The following is a 17356-nucleotide window of genomic DNA, read 5'->3' on the forward strand; positions in this document are numbered from 1 at the left end:
TTTAAACTTATATAATAAATAGCTTATCCGTTTATTGGCATATCAACCAGAATAGCAAGGAGCCCAACCCATATTCGGGTTGAACTCCTGATTAGAAGCTCGGGGTAAAGATCTCCCCAAACTAATGCTACCTTAATTATTCTTCTAGTGGACCTGCTCGGAAATATGACTAAGCGCCTCTCCAGCGTTGTCTGCAAAAATATTACGAACAGCCAAATCCCCGATCGAGACAATCCCGATCAGACGGTCTCCTTCCGTTACGGGCAAACGACGGATTTGCTGTTCTGCCATCAGTTCAGCTGCTTGGTCCACCGACATGTCCGCACTGGCTGTACGAATACCTGTCGTCATGACGGTATCGACCGAACCCGAACCCGAATTTTTAGCCGCATAACCGCGAACGACAAGATCACGGTCCGTTACTACACCGATCAACTTATCACTGCCTTCGCTTTCCACAACCGGAATAAAACCAGTATCATTGTCCTTCATTTTGACCGCAATTTCATAAATATTGTCCTGTGGGGTAACCGTTACGCATTTTTTAGTCATAACTTCCTGAACCTTTTTCATGGGTACTCCCTCCTTTTCAACAGTAGGGTACCCCATTTCATTAACCTCATACTCCAGATTGAACCGTTCCCAATTCAACTCATTTTAGCCCTTAATTGCCCCTGCGTTTCGTTCCGCAGCGTATCCCATAGACATCGCAATAAACAAACGAACCGCGTTAATCATAGCATCCTCATCAAAATCAAATTTTGGATGATGGTGTGGATAAACTGCTCCTTTAACTGGGTTACCCGCTCCTACGAACATGAAGCAACCTGGCACACGTTCCAAATAATACGCAAAATCTTCAGCAGGCATCAACTTCGACGCTTCCTGCACATTCTCCTCGCCGAAAACAGATTTTGCTTCATTAAAGAAACGAGATGCTTCATGTGTGTCATTGACAACTGGTGGGTATCCCATAATATAGCGAACCTGTGCTGTTGTACCGTATGTTGCGGCTGTAAGCTCCGTCACCTCATGCAGTCGCTCCTTCATTACCGTTCGTGTCTCCTCATCAAACGTACGGATCGTTCCACTCAAGCGACACGTTTCTGCGATCACATTTTGCGCAGAGCCCCCTTGGATGGTTCCCACCGTCAGCACGGCAGGTCGTAATGGGTCGACTGAACGGCTTACAACACTTTGCAGTTGCATAACAAGAGCTGAACCCGCCACGACACTATCATTAGTGGACTGGGGCATCCCACCATGCCCACCCTTACCTGTGATTTCAATATAAAAATCGTCTGCCGCCGCCATCAACGGCCCTGCGCAACTCGCGGCCGTCCCGACCGGAAAAGGTGTCCATAAATGGATGCCATAAATGACATCCACACCTTCCAATATACCATCCTTTATTACACTGACCGCTCCGCCAGGCAGCAATTCCTCCGCAGGTTGGAACAACAACCGAATTTCTCCTTGCAGCTCGTCCCGATTCAGACTGAAATAGTAAGCCGTTCCAAGCAACGCGGATGTATGTCCGTCATGGCCGCAAGCATGCATGGCTCCGTCCACGCTGGAGCGATATTCACATTCCTTTTCATCCTGAATAGGAAGAGCATCCATATCGGCGCGCAGCAAGACGACAGGCCCAGGTTTAGCACCACGAATGGTGCCTACAACACCGTGTCCCCCTACCTGACGGCGAATCTCGATTCCCCAACTCTCCAACTTATCCGCCACAAAAGCTGCGGTTTTGCTTTCTTGAAAGGAAATTTCGGGATTCTTATGTAAATGTCTACGCCACTCCACCATGTTTTCTTGCAAACGATCAAACCAGATCTTATCTATCGCATGTTGTGTCATTCTGCTCCACCTCTCCTTTTAAAGCACCGGGCAAGTTCCCGAATTAATCATGCAGCGTCACCACGTATGCACCGCTGCTCTCAAGTCTTCATTTTCATCCTATTGTAGCAGATATGGAATTGTTGCGATATCTGTTGCTCCAGGGAGGTTGCAGAAGCCCAACAAACATAATATGATAAAATGGATAAACGATAAAATGATAAACGTCTGCGAGGAATATACCTTGTGGCGAATACCGGGGGAAGCTGATATGAGAAATACGAAGCCGGAGACTCGAAGAAGAGGCACACCGGATTTTCAATTGCTGATCCTCACTTTGTTATTGGTTGGATTCGGTGTAATTATGGTATTTAGCTCCAGCTCCAGCGTAGCTCTGCTGAATAAAGAATACAATTTTGACTCTTTATATTTTGTGAAGCGCCAATCTGCATTTGCTGTACTTGGACTTTTTATTATGTTGGTAGCTATGAATATTAAGATGGAAAAATATAAAAAGCTTTTTGTACCTTTATTTTTCATAACTATATTACTGCTAATCATCGTTCTTTTTACAGGCTCACTTAACGGCGCAAAAAGCTGGCTCAGGTTTGGTAGTGTTGGCTTCCAACCAACGGAGCTTGCGAAAATTTCCATCATTCTTTACTTATCCGCACTAATCGTCAAAAAAGGAGATCGCTTTAGAGATCTGCGGACTGGCTACATACCTGTAACAGTCATTGTAGGCTGTGTTGCAGGACTCATCATGCTTCAACCTGATTTAGGCTCCTGCTTCATTTTGGTTGCTACCAGTGGTCTGATTATTTATGCCGGTGGAGCCAGTGTCAAGCATATTACAGCATCAATTGTTCTGCTCGTGCTAGGCGCTTCCATCGTATTTGGCATTGGGTCGTTGTTTGGAGGAGATTCTGGAACCACAGATGGACAAGCTGCTGCCAAGCAAGATTATAAAATCGGACGCTTTCAAGCCTTTCTTAATCCCGAGAAATATAGACAAGGAACAGGATACAATCTGGTACAGTCCTTGCAAGCTATAGGTGAAGGCGGTTTAAACGGGGCAGGATTTGGTAAAGGTATTATCAAGCTTCACTATCTTCCTAATTCATTTAATGATTTTATCTTTTCTGTAATTGGTGAAGAATTCGGATTTGTCGGAACAGCCATATTCCTGATGCTATATTTGTATTTCATTTGGCGAGGCATGATCATTGCTCTGCGTTGCCATGATCCGTTCGGAACGTTGGTAGGCACTGGCATCATGGGTTTGATCGCTATTCAGGCCTTCATTAATATCGGCGGTGTAACCCAAACGATTCCAATCACTGGCGTAACGCTTCCATTTATCAGCTTTGGTGGCTCCTCCCTACTTGTCATGATGTTTTCCATGGGCATTATGCTCAGTATTTCTCGTGAGAACACCAAACAAGCAGTGCAGGAACGCACCACAGGGGTAGCTGTCCGTAATGAAGTACCCAATCGCTTTCAAACGCGTAGAACCAACCGTTTTCGTTAAAAAAAGAACTTCCATGGACCACTTACAACGGTGGCTTTGGAAGTTCTTTTGGTTATGTATAAAAATACGGGAATCCTCTGTAAAAATGGCTATACTGTTGATTCACAAAACGAAAACTGGCGATTCTATAACCACCAGTTTTCGTGTTTTTATTCGGGTTATCCCACGGAATTCCCGGCATGTATACAATTGGTGAAAAACGTCAATTTATCGGTTCCTGATTCTTTTACACTGCGTCGTCCTTGAACGCGACACCTTCCACTTTTACGTTCACTTCCACGACCCGCAAACCCGTCATACTTTCGACGGCTTCTCGCACATTTTGCTGAAGAATTCGGGACACCTCATGAATAGGTGTTTCGTAGAGCACGATAATACGTAGATCAATGGCAGCTTCCAGCTGTCCAACCTCCACTGATACGCCTTTTTGTACATTTTTACCGCTCAGCCTTTTGGCCCAGCCTTCCGATAAACCGCCTGACATTGCAGCAATGCCCGGTGTCTCTAATGCGGCCATCCCGGCAATTTTACCTACGACATCGTTGGAAATCTTGATGTTTCCTGCTTCCAGTTGTTGAATTTGCTCTGCCATGACCTATGTCCCCCTTCATCCATCCTTTATTTGTATTGTAAAGCCTCAGCCACTCCAAATGCAAACCCTACGTATGAAAAACAACTTTCGTTTACAACCTATATCATTTTGGGTATATTAATTTAGAAAATCCATACAAGTGACAGCTTTCGCCAAACTTGTACACATCTATTGATATCGAGGTGCTCTTCATTGAAAAAATGGTTATCTCCCGCTTTGCTCATAGCGACATTTGCTCTTAGCGCAGTCGCTCATTACACCCATTGGAATGCTATAGCCCAATTTGTCATTTGCGCAATTTCTGTTGTATTCGTAGCCGGTTTTCTCGGCAGGGCGACCGAAAGTGTCGCACATTATGCTGGCCAACGTTTAGGCGGATTCTTAAATGCCACCTTTGGTAACGCAGCCGAACTGATCATCGCCATCTTTCTTGTTAAAGAAGGTCTTTACGATATGGTAAAGGCCAGTCTTACCGGTTCCATCATCGGTAATCTGCTGCTGGTGCTCGGAGCAAGTCTGTTCGCTGGCGGTTTGAAGTACAAAGTGCAAAATTTCAATATATCGCTGGCTGGATTAAGTGGTTCTCTGATGATTGTGGCTGTTATTGCCTTGTTCGTTCCAGCTGTTTTTCTGAACACACACGTTATCACGGATAACGAATCAGATACGCTCAGCCTCATTGTCGCAGGCACGCTCATTGTCGCGTATATTGCGTGGCTTATTTTTTCTATGATTACGCATAAGGACTATTTAGCTGATGTGACCGAACAAAAAGATGAAGAATTGCCACATGAGCATGCCCCTGTGTGGTCCAGAAACAAATCCATTGCCTATTTGGTACTCGCTACTGTCATGGTCGCTTTTGTCAGCGAATGGCTGGTAGGTACACTGGAGGTATTTACGACCCAATTTGGGCTCAGCGAATTGTTTGTAGGTGCCTTCCTCGTCGCTATTATTGGTAATGCAGCCGAACACAGCGCTGCTATTTTACTGGCGATGAAGAACAAAATCGGTGCATCTGTCGAAATAGCTATCGGCAGCAGTTTGCAAATTGCACTATTTGTTGCCCCTGTGCTGATTTTTATCAGTTACTTTATGGGAAATACGATGAATATTGTTTTCACCACAATTGAGCTGGTCGCCATTGCTGTCGCTGTATTTATCGCCAAATCCATCACCCAGGACGGCTCAACCAACTGGTATGAGGGACTCATGCTACTGGTAGTGTATGTATTGTTAGGTGTATCCTTCTTCCTTGTGTAGCTTTTAAGGTTTTAAAATGTGCATTAGGATGGTGGAAGGGCGATGCGCTTTCACCATCCTAAAAGAACATTTTTTCAAAAAAAGGCATCAAAAAAAGCATGCTCTCAAACTCCGCATGCTCTCATCAATTCAACCGTCTTCCTAATTGGCCTTATTATTCATGGCCTCATATAGAATAGCCAGATTGCGTTCCAGCTCACTGACCAGCTGTTTACCTACCATTTCCGGAAGAAGTCCAGCGCGAACCGCAAAATCCACTTCCTTGGAAAATCCGTACATCTGAGTATCCAGCACTTCCTCATAGAGAGGGCAATAACGGGTTGCCAGATTCTCCATCTGTACTTCAATAAGCTTCTTTATTTTATCTGCATCTTCCTGAAGCAGATTAATAGCCTTGATATTCAATTGTTCCTGCAAATCAGATGAAGTCATGGATTCTTCCCCCCTATGTCTCAATGTCGCACAAGACGTCCTATCCTTAATATTAGACCAAATTGCAGGCTAATACAAGAACCTGACAAAAAAAGCATCCCTACAGTTACAGGTAGGGATGCTTTTGCTTCAAGAATAAAGTTAGCTGGCTACTGAAATATGAAGTCCGTGCTTCTCGAACACCTCGATGATCGCTTTCTTAGCTTCCTCCGCATCTGGTCCATGAACGTGTAGTTCATAGCTATGGCTGCTGACTAGGGTCGTAAACAAGCCCAGTATACTTTTCACATCAATATACTTATTTTCGGAATGAAGGACGATAGAAGAGGTGAACTTGCTCGCCGTCTGTGCAATTTCAACAACAGCCGCGTTATTATTGGACATAGAGATCCCTCGCTTTACTGAATTGTCATGTATCGTTACTCATCCATAATAATACATTGAAATCGCTTTCTCAGCAAGAACGGATATCGTTATTTTAAATTTTCAGGGTTTAATGGCTCCAGCTCAGGCAGTACAAAGATGCCGTCTTTACGAATCAAAACATCGTCAAAATAAATTTCACCACCGCCATATTCTGGACGCTGAATCAACACCAAATCCCAGTGGATGGATGAACGATTACCGTTATCCGCTGTTTCATAAGCTTGACCTGGTGTAAAATGCAAGCTGCCAGCGATTTTCTCGTCAAACAAAATATCCTTCATTGGATGTAAAATGTGCGGATTAAACCCGATGGCAAACTCGCCAATATAACGTGCTCCCTCGTCAGAATCAAGAATATCATTCAGCCGCTTCGTATCGTTACTCGTCGCTTCCACGATCTTACCATTTTCAAAACGGAATTTAACATTTTCAAAAGTAATACCATTATACAGGGTTTGTGCATTGTAGCTGATAGTTCCGTTAACGGAATCACGTACAGGTGCGCTGTATACTTCGCCATCCGGGATATTGCATTGACCTGAACACTTGATAGCTCCGATTTGTTTAATAGAGAAATTCAAATCCGTACCCGGTCCGCTGATCCGTACCTTGTCCGTTCGATTCATCAGGTCTGCCAATGCATCTTGAGCTTTGTCCATTTTTGCATAATCCAAATTACACACATCGAAATAAAAATCTTCGAATGCTTCTGTGCTGATATTCGCCAATTGAGCCATGCTGTCATTCGGATAACGCAGCACTACCCATTTGGTGTGTTTCACCCGTTGTTCGCTATGTACCGCATGCTGATAAATGGAATTATACATTTTCATTTTATCTTCCGGCACATCTGACAGATCATTTACATTTTCCCCTGCACGAATTCCGATGTAGCAGTGCATTTGCTTCATCCGGTTAAGGTCAATCTCAGCCCAGGTCTCCAGCATTTCCTTTGTCGCGTGACGAAGCATGGCGCTCTGTACCTTACGGTCTGTAAGTTGTACAAAAACATTTCCACCTTTTTTACCAACTTCATGAATGATGGCGTTAAGCAAGTCACGCTCTGTACCAATCATTTCGATCAATACATTTTCTCCAGGCTGCACCTCAACAGAGTAACCTACCAAATTTTCCGCCAGCTTAAGTATTCTAGGATCTTTCATGTAGTGTCTCTCCTTCTCTATTTCATTCTTTTTGAACAATGGTTAATTCAAAATTCATTGTATCACGCCCGCTCCGTTACTTGTAGTCCTCAAAAGTAACTCTGGTTATCAAAGCCTCTTGATGCAGCTCTTCATTCACTCCCTGTCGGGAAATCCTGCATTCCGATGAAAGCTTTAAGGGTAAACCTGTTTGGCGATCTATGGTCAGATGATACACAGTACGCACAATGGATTGCTCCAACTGGTTGCTCATATCCTCACAACTTTGTGACCATACTTGAGTCAGCTTCTTTTGCAGTTCTCGATTCGTTCCTGTATGCTGCGTTTTTAATATCCCGATTTGAGGGTTTAACGTATTCATTTCTTTTATTAAACGATCTTTCAACCAGCGCTTTGCCGAAGCAGATTCCGGTTCAATCCTCAACATCCAAGTTCCCCGGGCAGCTCCCGTTTCCATACGAATGCTCTTATTCAGTGTATTTAATTCCTCAAGCTCCTGAATCGGATTGAAGCGATTTAACATACCATTTCCACCCAGAGGGGGATAACCGGATGTCAGCGCAACCCATTTTCCACTCTGACGAAGAAAATGTTCTTGTGTAACATCATGCTCGGACTTACCTTGTTGCAGGGCTACGTAGCCACCTTGCTTACGAAAAGCTTCTGTAGAGCCCCAATGCATGATCAATTCATCGTGATTTCTTAGCCTACCGCGATATTCAAACTGCTTATTCGTTGGCAGACCACTGTCAGCTCTAATTGCAGTCCGTCCAGTAAACGTTACCATCTCTTTGCCAGCCATTCCTGCAACAGATCTCTTAAAAATCTGCTCAGGAGTATATTGTCGATCCAGTGCACAACCACTTAACACACCTATCACAAGGAACACACCACAAACCTGCATCACCCATTGCTTTCTCCAATGCATCCCATCATCCATCCTATCCTGAACATAACTGTACTCATGAGCAATAATCCTGCTTCAAGGCAGTTATGCTACCTGGTTCACTTTATCGTGTTTCCCTATAGTTCAAACATACACACGATAAAGCTACGTTTAGGATTACCTGTCTGCAATGGGTTATGCAAGACAAAAAGAGAACACTCCCTAAGGAATATTCTCTACACATTGGCTACATGATCAACAACTATTCGATTGCGTCCTTCATTTTTCGCTTCGTACAAGGCCATATCAGCGCTATAAAATAAAGATTCAATACTGATCTGCTCGTCCAGCCAGTTCCATTCAGCAATCCCGCAAGAAACAGTCACCTGAGGCTCGGTTTCATGCTGTACACGGTAACGTATTTTTTCTGCATATCCGAGCGCCTGCTGTACCCCCAGCTGCGGTAAATAAATGGCAAGCTCCTCGCCGCCCCATCTGGCACATACATCCTCATCGCGAGTCGCCGAACGAACGATATTGCTGACGCTTTTCAGAATTTCGTCACCCGTCTGATGCCCATACGTATCGTTCACCTGTTTGAATTGATCAATATCTACCAAAATAAGAGATCCACAGAAATCCTTTTCCTGATGTTGCTGAATGATTTGGTCCACATAATGACGTACATACAGACCTGTTAACATATCCATATTAGCCAAACGTCGCACCTCAGCGTGCAGCATAGCATTGGTTACCGCCAACCCGATGTGAGGGGCTAGCATTTGCAGCATTTTGTAATTATCATAAGAGAAAAAGTGTGGAAGCTTGCTGGACAATAGTATAACCCCTCTAGGAGTACCGCTGGTCTTCATAGGTACAGCCATCAAAGACTGGGAGTCCGTCGCATCCATAAAATGAGAGGTTATCTTCCCATCCTTTCTATAGTCCGACACAATCACTGGTTCTCCTGTTTTGCGTATCAGTCCAGCAAATCCCTCTTCATGAGGGTAACTTTCTAATTTTAAGCTTTCCACATTACTCGACATGACCTTAAAACAGCTTCCATCCTGATCAAGCTGTACAATACAACAAAAGTCAGCCATGAACATTTTTAATAACTCCTGCACGGCAAATTCAAATATTTCATTTAACTTCAGGCTCTGATTCAAGCGCTGAACCAGTTCATTAATGAGACGCAATTCATGAATAAGTACATTAGACTGCTCAAGCAGCTTCGCATTTTCAAATGCAGTGCCAGCCGTATCCGCCATCATGGCAATCAGCTCTACATCCACTTTTTTCATACTATCCGCACCCGATGGAAGGATCATATGGAAAACACCGTATACACCCTGCTTGCCACGTAATGGGATGCCGATTTCAGTCATTTCATCTTGTGTACCGACAGGCTCATTCACAGCCATTTGCCCTTTCATAAATGCACGGACGCATACATCTTCGTCCCGTTCATGCAGCAGCAAAGGTTTGACCTGCGGATTGCGACTGTGTCGATCCTGACTCATATACAAGGTGATATCTACATGGGGAAACAAATAGGCGATGCTCCCGAATACCTCATCCAGCACGCCTTCCACGTCAATTTTGTCATGCATCCGTTTTACAATCTGAAATAAAATAGAACGGCGTCTACCTTCACGATCGCTTCGATTCTGCATCCCAAGGATATCTTCCATAAATATATACTCAAACTTCGAGTAAAAGCAGGATTTAAAATGTAAAGCAGCTGCTAACAATGTGTCCTGATTTGAGACAGAATGTTGAGCAGGCCGTGTAAAACGAAGAGCGGCAAAGGGCTCCCTCTTGTAATTACGGCATAGTATGGGAACCATATACACAAACGCAAGGCTTCCATCACGAAGTTTGCGCTGACTCACTTCCATCTCTCTAGATATGCAACAACGTTCGACCAAATCCAAATCCTCGTCATCATCTTCTTCCCTACCAGCAACACGAACACCTATAAAATTAAAAACAGCAGTATATTCTTCGTTAATCCAGGATATACCATTGCTCTGCTGTAACCAACTCCGATATCCTTGGACAAGCAGCTGGTTAATATAGGGGAAATCATAGGGTGTCATATCCATGTTCTGGAGCCAGGCAAAAGACGTATATCCTTTATCATCAAACAGCGGAGCACCGCCAGCCTGGACTGTTTTACTGTCAAGCATTTGCTGATCCGTTGTTGAAAATTCCGACATATTAAGGCGCTCCTTCACAGCAAAATTAGCTGTACCAAGACAGCGGCTATACACCACTATAGCTCATAATATGATCTATTTTACTCTCAACTCTAGAAATTTGCATCCATTTTTCAGAAATTCGTCCCACTTTTTTAGTTCTTAAGCCCTATCGACAAATTCTGACGTTTTCATTCTTTTTCTTTTCTTGACATTGACCCACTCTTACATATAGTATATATTAATGAAAAAGACTGTACGGCAGAACTATCTACTGTGCGGATCTTAAATTTTGGGCGTAACAGTTTGTGTCACCCTCATCTTTTTTGTTGCTGACAGGACAGCGGCTGAACTTTTCTGTCAGTAGTGCGTCTTACCTTAATTGGTAGCGCCGAACAAATTGGAGCGCAAAGAGAGCCCCAACTCAAATTTTAATTATGAAGGAGTTAACTCTATAATGGCACGTTACACTGGTCCTAAATTTAAATTGAGCCGTCGTCTCGGTATTTCCCTGAGCGGCACAGGTAAAGAATTGAAACGCCCTTTCCCTCCGGGACAACATGGTGCAAACCAACGGAGAAAAATCAGCAACTACGGTATGCAGCTTCAAGAGAAACAAAAGCTGCGTCACATGTACGGCTTGGGTGAAAAACAATTCCGTACCCTGTTCAACAAAGCTCAACACATGCACGGTATCGCTGGTGAAAACTTTATGTTCTTGCTGGAAAGCCGCCTGGACAACCTTGTGTTCCGTCTTGGCTTTGCTAATTCCCGTGCAGGCGCACGTCAATTGGTAGCTCACGGTCACGTTACTGTGAACGGTAAAAAAGTTGACATCGCTTCTTACCAAGTAAGTCTTGGCGACGTGATCGGTCTTCGTGAAAGAAGTCGTTCCCTGTCTTCCATTAAAGAAGCTTTGGAAAACCGCAACCACTTGGCAGCTTACCTGGAGTACAATGACGCAGCTCTGGAAGGTAAATTCATTCGTTTGCCTGAGCGTGGCGAATTGTCCCAAGATATCGATGAAAAACAAATCGTCGAATTCTACAACCGCTAATCCTTGTATTAGCACCAAAAAGCACCCGAATTTATTCGGGTGCTTTTTTTATATTTCCTATGCATCGAGCCTGAGGGTTTTATTCAATGGGGATGTATACCTTCATACTCAAGTGATCTGGATAGGAGGAATTCATCACGTCCGTAATTTCAAAATCAGGCCCCTCCCTCCGTTCAAAATTAGAATTAGGAAGCCATGTGCCATAGATAAAGTCTCGTATATTCTGAACCCGTCCATCTGAACCCGAAGCGTCAAACTCAGCATACTTCCCTGCTGGAATCTCCATATATATGAAACCCTCTGCCAGTTCTTTTGACTCTTTTTCAACTGCCTCGCCCACCACAAATGAAAATGCACCGTTGTCTTCAAATCGACAGGCAACCCCATATGACATTCCCGGTGCAATTTTGTTCGGGATAAACATAAAATATTCATTTGCTCCAAAGTGCCCATAAAACCCTGGGATTTCTTTATAGTGCTGCTCATTATTCAGATTTGTTTTATATTCATATCCTACAATTTTAACTGTTTCGAGCTGCAATATCACCGGCTTATTCACATCCAAATCCCCCATCGTATTTTTTTGGTAATCCAGAAAATTGATTTTACTTTGCGCAGGAAACTCGATATCACCGTTACGATACTTGCCAGGGGTGATCCCAAAATTCTTTTCAAAAGCGCGGGTAAAAGCTTCTTGTGAGTTGTATTGATACTCAATAGCAATGTCCAACACTTTTTGATTGGATTGTTTTAGCTGTTCAGCCGCCTCGGACAATCTTCTCCTTCTTATATATTGTTGAACCGTAAAACCCGAAATGGCCTGAAAAACCCGTTGGAAATGAAAAGCTGAAAAACATGCCTGTGAAGCAATCTCGGCAATTTTTAAATCCTCCCGGAGATTCAATTCAATAAACTCAATCGCACACTGAATTCGTTTAAAATAGTCCATATAATCCTTCCCCGCACTTGTAATTGTTTTGGTTATCTATCCTACACCCAAATTGTGCAACCCACGTTTTCATTATGTATAACTCTTTACCTACATGTTTGATTATTTGTGCTAAGTTTACCATGACTTTTCACTTGTCAGAAAAAAAAGCAACGCTGAGATCGATACAATCTCAGTGCTGCTTTTGAATATATTTTCATTATCCAAGCTTGATTTTAGCAAATTTCCGTTTACCTACCTGCACAATGTCGCCTTCCTTCGGCGTGTATGCTTCGTTCACATCGGTCCATTTCTCTTCGTTAATTTTGACCGAACCCTGCTGAATACTGCGCTTGGCTTCACCATTTGATGCTGCAAAGCCCAGATGAGTCAGCAACTGGATCACACGAATGCCACCTTCTTCTAACTGATCAGCCGTCAAGGTGAACTCTTCAATATCGTCAGGCAGCGCACGTTGCTGGAATACGGTCACAAAATGCTGCTTCGCTGCTTCCTCTGCTTCTTCGCCGTGGTACATGCGCACTAACGTTCCAGCCAGCTTCATTTTGGCATCACGTGGATGTACTGAGCCGTCCTTAACACCTTTCGCCAGCTCTGCCAGCTCCTCGTTGTTGATATCCGTTGCAAGCTCAAAATATTTCAGCATCAGCTCGTCAGGAACGGACATGGATTTCCCGTATATTTCGTTCGGCTCCTCATCAACACCAATGTAGTTCCCCAAACTTTTGCTCATCTTCTGGACGCCATCCAGCCCTTCAAGCAATGGTAATGTAATAGTAGCCTGCGGCTCAACTCCGTATTCTTTTTGCAGGGTTCTGCCCATCAGCAGATTAAACTTCTGATCCGTCCCCCCCAATTCAATATCGCTTTGGAGAGCCACGGAATCCATGCCCTGCATCAGCGGGTAAAAGAACTCATGGATGCTGATCGGCAATCCGTTTTGGTACCTTTTTGTAAAATCATCTCGTTCCAACATACGGGCAACCGTTACTTTGGCCGACAGGGTTACTACATCAGCAAAAGACATTGGCCCTAACCATTCGGAATTGTAGAATACCTTTGTTTTTTCAGGATCGAGAATTTTAAAAATTTGTTCCTTGTACGTTTGTGCATTACGCTGTACATCTTCCTCAGTCAGTTGCTTACGAGTCTCCGATTTACCTGTCGGATCACCAATTCTGCCTGTAAAATCTCCGATAATCAGTTGCACTTGATGGCCTAATTCCTGGAACTGGCGCAGTTTGTGCATAACAACCGTATGTCCGATGTGAATGTCGGGCGCAGATGGATCAAGACCCAGCTTAATTTTAAGCGGCTCGCCGCTAACGACCGATTTGATTACCTTACGCTTCAGCTCATCCTCCGGTACAATTTCCGCCACACCCCGCTGTATCACCTCTAGCTGTCGCTCGACCTCTACCTGTTGCTCCGGCTTCAATTCTTCCCACTTCATCCTGTATACCTCCTATTTTTCATCCAAAATATTACATATTAGACAAACCAAAAAGCCCCTTTCATCCCAAGGGACGAGAAGGAGCTACTCGCGTTACCACCCTAATTAAAGAAACGCATGTCAAAGACAGACATTTCTTTCACTTCATTCCTATAACGGGCCTACACCCGGTACTGGATTACTATGGTAGCTTCGCAAACCTGCAAATGCTTTCCATTCATCCAGACAGCTCCAGACGGTAATTCAAAGGAGGGACGCTACCGATTCACACCACCCATCGGCTCTCTGTACAACGTGAATCCGCCTTCTACTGAAGTCTTTCTCTGCTTTTCACGATATTTACTTTGACCTATTTATAACACACTGCATTTATGTAGTCAACGACACCAAAAGACAGGCTTTTTAGCATATGGGTTCATTTTGTAATTTTATGCTATAATAATGGCTGTTATAAAGGAGGAAGACTTAATGGTTGAAGAAAAAAACAATGTATCAGCGCCAAAGCCTTCCCGCTTGAGGACAACCATGCGAAGGCTCGGCCGTGTCATAAAGTGGGTCATCATCATCGGTTTTATGGGGGCACTATTTGCAGGGGGGGCCGCCGCTGGCTATGTTGCTTCTATTGTAAAAAGCGAACCCGTGCGTTCCAGATCCATGATCCTACAGGAAGTAGATAAGAATGCAATTACAGGCTTCGCTTATTTCAATGATGGCTCTCCCATCGGACAACTTCGGACAGAAGAAGATCGAAGACCTGTCACGTTTAAGGAGATTCCACAACTCGTCATTGACGCAGTCATTGCCATTGAAGATAATCATTTTTATGAGCATAAAGGTGTCGATTTGTCGGGAACGCTGCGTGCTGTGAAGCAAAAGGCGCTGCATGAATCCGTACAAACCGGGGGGAGTACCCTCACCCAGCAGCTTGCGCGTCGTGTCTTTCTAAATCTCGATCGCACAGATGACCGCAAGGTCAAAGAAATTTTGCTGTCTCTGCGCCTTGAGCGCTTCCTGAGCAAGCAGCAAATTATTACGGCCTATCTCAATAAAGTACCTTTTGGTAACGGTTCAAGCGGTTACAACGTCTTTGGCATTAAAGCAGCGGCCAAAGGTATTTTTAATGAGAATGATCTGAACGAGATTAATGTAGCCCAGGCCGCCTATCTGGCAGGTTTGCCACAGCTTCCTTCTTCTTATTCTGCTTACAACGGTAAGGGCGAGTTTAATGAAGCTGGCTTTAAAAGAGCCATCAACCGCCAGCACCTGGTGCTCAGTCGAATGCTGGAGGAGAACAAAATCAATAAAGCACAGTATGATGAAGCGATGGCTTTTGATATCAAAAAATCTCTCGCACCACGCACTGTTAAAGCTTATAACACCTATCCATACCTTATGATGGAAACAGAACGACAGGCTGCGCAGGCACTCATGTCTGTCACCAATCCGGGTCAAGCAGCTAATGCCAGTGCAGATGCCAAGACCAAGGACGATAACGATTTACTCAAAGAAGCTGAACAGCAGCTTCGCACAGGCGGTTATATGGTGTACACCACCATTGATAAGAGCGTCTACAAATCTATGCGTCAAATTGCAGAAAATAAAAACAACTTCTCTGCCACTAGTAAAACCAAGGGTGACGAACAAGCAGCGGCTATTCTGATTCAGCATAAAACAGGCGCCATTCTTGGAATGATGGAAGGTCGGGACTTCCAAAAGGAGCAGATGAATTATGCCACGCAGATGGTACGTCAGCCAGGTTCGGCAATGAAACCGATTGCTGCCTATCTCCCTGCATTGGACAGCGGTCTTGTGCAGCCTGGTAGTATCGTGGATGATGCCCCTATTATTTTGAAAGATGGCAGTAATGGATATCACATTCCGAAAAATGCTAACAACCGCTATCAAGGATTGGTTACGGCGCGTTATGCACTGAATCAATCGCTAAATACGATAGCACTCAAGCTGTTTAACGAAAAAGTAGGGATTAGCAACGCTTGGGCTTTTGCTAAAAAACTGGGTATCACCACCTTGGAATCCAGTGATAACAACGCTCAAACGGGTGTACTTGGCGGCTTGGCCCATGGGGTGACTGTCGAGGAACTCACGAATGCATATGGAGCCATTCCAAATGGCGGTGTGTTTAATGACGCCTATATGATCGAAAAGATTGTGGATTCGCAAGGCAATATTGTATATAAGCATCAGGCTAATCCTGTGCAGGCCTTCTCACCGCAAACCGCCTACCTGATGACGGATATGTTGCGTACAGCCGTGTCGGAAGGCACAGGCAGACTGGTGAAGCGGAACTTTGATCAATCCGGCAAGATTCCGATTGCCGGCAAGACAGGCACTACGCAATCCTACACTGATGTTTGGTTCGAGGGCTTTACGCCTGACGTCACGCTGGGTGTATGGGTTGGTTACAAGCAACCTGTCAATAAGCTTGAAACGAAAGTCCAAAAAGAGCGGGCTCGTCGCTTATGGGCTCTAATCATGAATGAAGTAACAGCTAAAGATGCCCAGCTGTTCCAAACGGACAGCTTCAAGAGACCTGACGGCATTGTAAGCCGCACAGCATCCGCGTATGGTTCGGACATTTATAACAGTAAGTATCCACCTAAAAACAGTGAAAATGGTGTGAGCCGTGCGAAATATATTACCTACCAAGGTGTGAATTATATTCCACGCGATGGTACACCGGATGATATGTTATATGAACGGACCGTTAGAAAACGGGAAAAGCCCATCTCAGAATTGATTAAAGAGCTTCAGCAAGCCTTCAAGGTGATGAGACGACATAATTCGTTGTCCTACTATCTGCCTCAGGATGCAGATAAGGAAGCTCCTACTCAGATTGATCCACGCAAGGACGATGGAGCAGCCCCTAACGCTCCATCTAGCGTCAACGTAAGCTATAGTGACGGCAAAGCCATAATCAGCTTTAGCCCAAGCGGAAACAGCGACGTCGTAGGATACCGTCTGTATCGTTCTACAGATGGGGGCAGCTTCCAACGGCTTGGCAAGGTTGTTATGGCTGACGGCTCCAAGGTGTTCTCTGACAGCCCTGGGGGCAGCAGCTCCAGCTACTACGTGACCGCCGTTGATGTAGGCGGCCATGAGTCTGGGCCAAGCACGAAAGCAAGCGCAGCACCTGTGGTGCCACCTGCAGATTCTGAGTCTCCAGACGTTCCGGGCGAGGGAGATGGAACAGGTGCACAGCCTACAGAGGTTCCTACTGCCCCTGGACAGCCTCAAGCTAAAGCCGCTGGCTCATCCGTAGCGCTCCAATGGAGCGCAGGTAAGTCTGCGGACGCTATTACAGGCTATAACGTGTATTACAGCGAAAGCGGTGCGGAGCCTTTTACAAACATAGGCTCTACCGCATCTCCCAGCTTTGAATATAAGTCGGGGAAAAAGCCAAAAGGCTGGTTTCGTGTCACTTCCATGAATGCCATGGGGGAATCGGCTCCTTCCGGAGCCGTCCGTCCATAACAGAAGACAAAGCAGAAAGTGATAGGGTGAATATGAGATTCACCCTATCAAAAAGGGAGTCCCCTTAGC

At 44.7% G+C, this 17356-nt stretch carries 14 protein-coding genes and 1 other annotated feature; of the genes, 4 read left to right on the forward strand and 10 right to left on the reverse strand.

What is annotated here, in order from left to right:
• Window positions 1–144: 144 nt before the first annotated feature.
• Window positions 145–573, reverse strand: coding sequence for a CBS domain-containing protein (locus JOE49_RS21575; protein WP_023989320.1), 429 nt, complete (start codon window positions 571–573; stop codon window positions 145–147).
• 84 nt (window positions 574–657) lie between these two features.
• Window positions 658–1863 carry a M20 metallopeptidase family protein gene (locus tag JOE49_RS21580; protein ID WP_028540552.1) on the reverse strand — a complete coding sequence of 402 codons (1206 nt, stop codon included), beginning with the start codon at window positions 1861–1863 and terminating at the stop codon, window positions 658–660.
• A 250-nt stretch (window positions 1864–2113) separates the two neighbouring features.
• Between JOE49_RS21580 and ftsW the strand changes: the two genes are divergently transcribed.
• Window positions 2114–3373, forward strand: a complete 1260-nt coding sequence (gene ftsW, locus JOE49_RS21585) for a putative lipid II flippase FtsW (RefSeq protein WP_023989322.1) — start codon at window positions 2114–2116, stop codon at window positions 3371–3373.
• A gap of 226 nt (window positions 3374–3599) precedes the next feature.
• Here the strand turns inward: ftsW and JOE49_RS21590 are convergent, their stop codons facing one another.
• Window positions 3600–3965, reverse strand: a complete 366-nt coding sequence (locus JOE49_RS21590; RefSeq protein WP_013310912.1) for an Asp23/Gls24 family envelope stress response protein — start codon at window positions 3963–3965, stop codon at window positions 3600–3602.
• A gap of 192 nt (window positions 3966–4157) precedes the next feature.
• Between JOE49_RS21590 and cax the strand changes: the two genes are divergently transcribed.
• Entirely contained in the window at window positions 4158–5228 is a 1071-nt protein-coding gene (gene cax, locus JOE49_RS21595; protein ID WP_023989323.1) for a calcium/proton exchanger, read from the forward strand.
• 141 nt (window positions 5229–5369) lie between these two features.
• On the opposite strand, the gene JOE49_RS21600 is transcribed toward cax, so the two are convergent.
• The 5 genes from JOE49_RS21600 to JOE49_RS21620 form a co-directional block, all read right to left on the reverse strand.
• Window positions 5370–5660, reverse strand: coding sequence for an Fpa/YlaN family protein (locus tag JOE49_RS21600; RefSeq protein ID WP_007431028.1), 291 nt, complete (start codon window positions 5658–5660; stop codon window positions 5370–5372).
• A gap of 141 nt (window positions 5661–5801) precedes the next feature.
• Window positions 5802–6044 carry an HPr family phosphocarrier protein gene (locus JOE49_RS21605; RefSeq protein WP_013310915.1) on the reverse strand — a complete coding sequence of 81 codons (243 nt, stop codon included), beginning with the start codon at window positions 6042–6044 and terminating at the stop codon, window positions 5802–5804.
• 89 nt (window positions 6045–6133) lie between these two features.
• Window positions 6134–7249 (reverse strand): aminopeptidase, encoded by a 1116-nt coding sequence (locus JOE49_RS21610; RefSeq protein WP_013310916.1) that lies wholly within the window; start codon window positions 7247–7249, stop codon window positions 6134–6136.
• A 76-nt stretch (window positions 7250–7325) separates the two neighbouring features.
• Complete coding sequence (locus JOE49_RS21615; RefSeq protein ID WP_023989325.1) at window positions 7326–8177, reverse strand: hypothetical protein; 852 nt, start codon at window positions 8175–8177, stop codon at window positions 7326–7328.
• A 194-nt stretch (window positions 8178–8371) separates the two neighbouring features.
• Entirely contained in the window at window positions 8372–10357 is a 1986-nt protein-coding gene (locus JOE49_RS21620) for a sensor domain-containing diguanylate cyclase (protein WP_028540548.1), read from the reverse strand.
• 436 nt (window positions 10358–10793) lie between these two features.
• On the opposite strand from JOE49_RS21620, the gene rpsD reads away from it, so the two are divergent.
• Window positions 10794–11393, forward strand: a complete 600-nt coding sequence (gene rpsD, locus JOE49_RS21625; RefSeq protein ID WP_025723468.1) for a 30S ribosomal protein S4 — start codon at window positions 10794–10796, stop codon at window positions 11391–11393.
• Between the two features lie 79 nt (window positions 11394–11472).
• Here rpsD and JOE49_RS21630 read toward each other — a convergent pair whose 3' ends face one another.
• Complete coding sequence (locus JOE49_RS21630) at window positions 11473–12342, reverse strand: AraC family transcriptional regulator (RefSeq protein WP_068941495.1); 870 nt, start codon at window positions 12340–12342, stop codon at window positions 11473–11475.
• A gap of 199 nt (window positions 12343–12541) precedes the next feature.
• Window positions 12542–13795, reverse strand: coding sequence for a tyrosine--tRNA ligase (gene tyrS / locus JOE49_RS21635; protein WP_013310921.1), 1254 nt, complete (start codon window positions 13793–13795; stop codon window positions 12542–12544).
• A gap of 66 nt (window positions 13796–13861) precedes the next feature.
• Window positions 13862–14128, reverse strand: a binding site (T-box leader).
• 135 nt (window positions 14129–14263) lie between these two features.
• Between tyrS and JOE49_RS21640 the strand changes: the two genes are divergently transcribed.
• The gene (locus JOE49_RS21640; protein WP_069080013.1) at window positions 14264–17287 is read left to right on the forward strand and encodes a penicillin-binding protein 1A; all 3024 of its coding nucleotides are present in this window, start codon (window positions 14264–14266) and stop codon (window positions 17285–17287) included.
• The last annotated feature ends 69 nt before the right edge of the window (window positions 17288–17356 follow it).

Origin of the sequence: Paenibacillus sp. PvR133 (assembly GCF_017833155.1) — a bacterium.
In the GTDB taxonomy this organism is placed as follows: domain Bacteria; phylum Bacillota; class Bacilli; order Paenibacillales; family Paenibacillaceae; genus Paenibacillus; species Paenibacillus polymyxa_B.

Excerpts from the sequence above, each read along its gene's own strand:
- JOE49_RS21575 (WP_023989320.1), bottom strand. The coding sequence starts at position 573 with ATGAAAAAGGTTCAGGAAGTTATGACTAAAAAATGCGTAACGGTTACC.
- JOE49_RS21580 (WP_028540552.1), bottom strand. The coding sequence starts at position 1,863 with ATGACACAACATGCGATAGATAAGATCTGGTTTGATCGTTTGCAAGAA.
- ftsW (WP_023989322.1), top strand. The coding sequence starts at position 2,114 with ATGAGAAATACGAAGCCGGAGACTCGAAGAAGAGGCACACCGGATTTT.
- JOE49_RS21590 (WP_013310912.1), bottom strand. The coding sequence starts at position 3,965 with ATGGCAGAGCAAATTCAACAACTGGAAGCAGGAAACATCAAGATTTCC.
- JOE49_RS21600 (WP_007431028.1), bottom strand. The coding sequence starts at position 5,660 with ATGACTTCATCTGATTTGCAGGAACAATTGAATATCAAGGCTATTAAT.
- JOE49_RS21605 (WP_013310915.1), bottom strand. The coding sequence starts at position 6,044 with ATGTCCAATAATAACGCGGCTGTTGTTGAAATTGCACAGACGGCGAGC.
- JOE49_RS21610 (WP_013310916.1), bottom strand. The coding sequence starts at position 7,249 with ATGAAAGATCCTAGAATACTTAAGCTGGCGGAAAATTTGGTAGGTTAC.
- JOE49_RS21615 (WP_023989325.1), bottom strand. The coding sequence starts at position 8,177 with ATGCATTGGAGAAAGCAATGGGTGATGCAGGTTTGTGGTGTGTTCCTT.
- JOE49_RS21620 (WP_028540548.1), bottom strand. The coding sequence starts at position 10,357 with ATGTCGGAATTTTCAACAACGGATCAGCAAATGCTTGACAGTAAAACA.
- rpsD (WP_025723468.1), top strand. The coding sequence starts at position 10,794 with ATGGCACGTTACACTGGTCCTAAATTTAAATTGAGCCGTCGTCTCGGT.
- JOE49_RS21630 (WP_068941495.1), bottom strand. The coding sequence starts at position 12,342 with ATGGACTATTTTAAACGAATTCAGTGTGCGATTGAGTTTATTGAATTG.
- tyrS (WP_013310921.1), bottom strand. The coding sequence starts at position 13,795 with ATGAAGTGGGAAGAATTGAAGCCGGAGCAACAGGTAGAGGTCGAGCGA.
- JOE49_RS21640 (WP_069080013.1), top strand. The coding sequence starts at position 14,264 with ATGGTTGAAGAAAAAAACAATGTATCAGCGCCAAAGCCTTCCCGCTTG.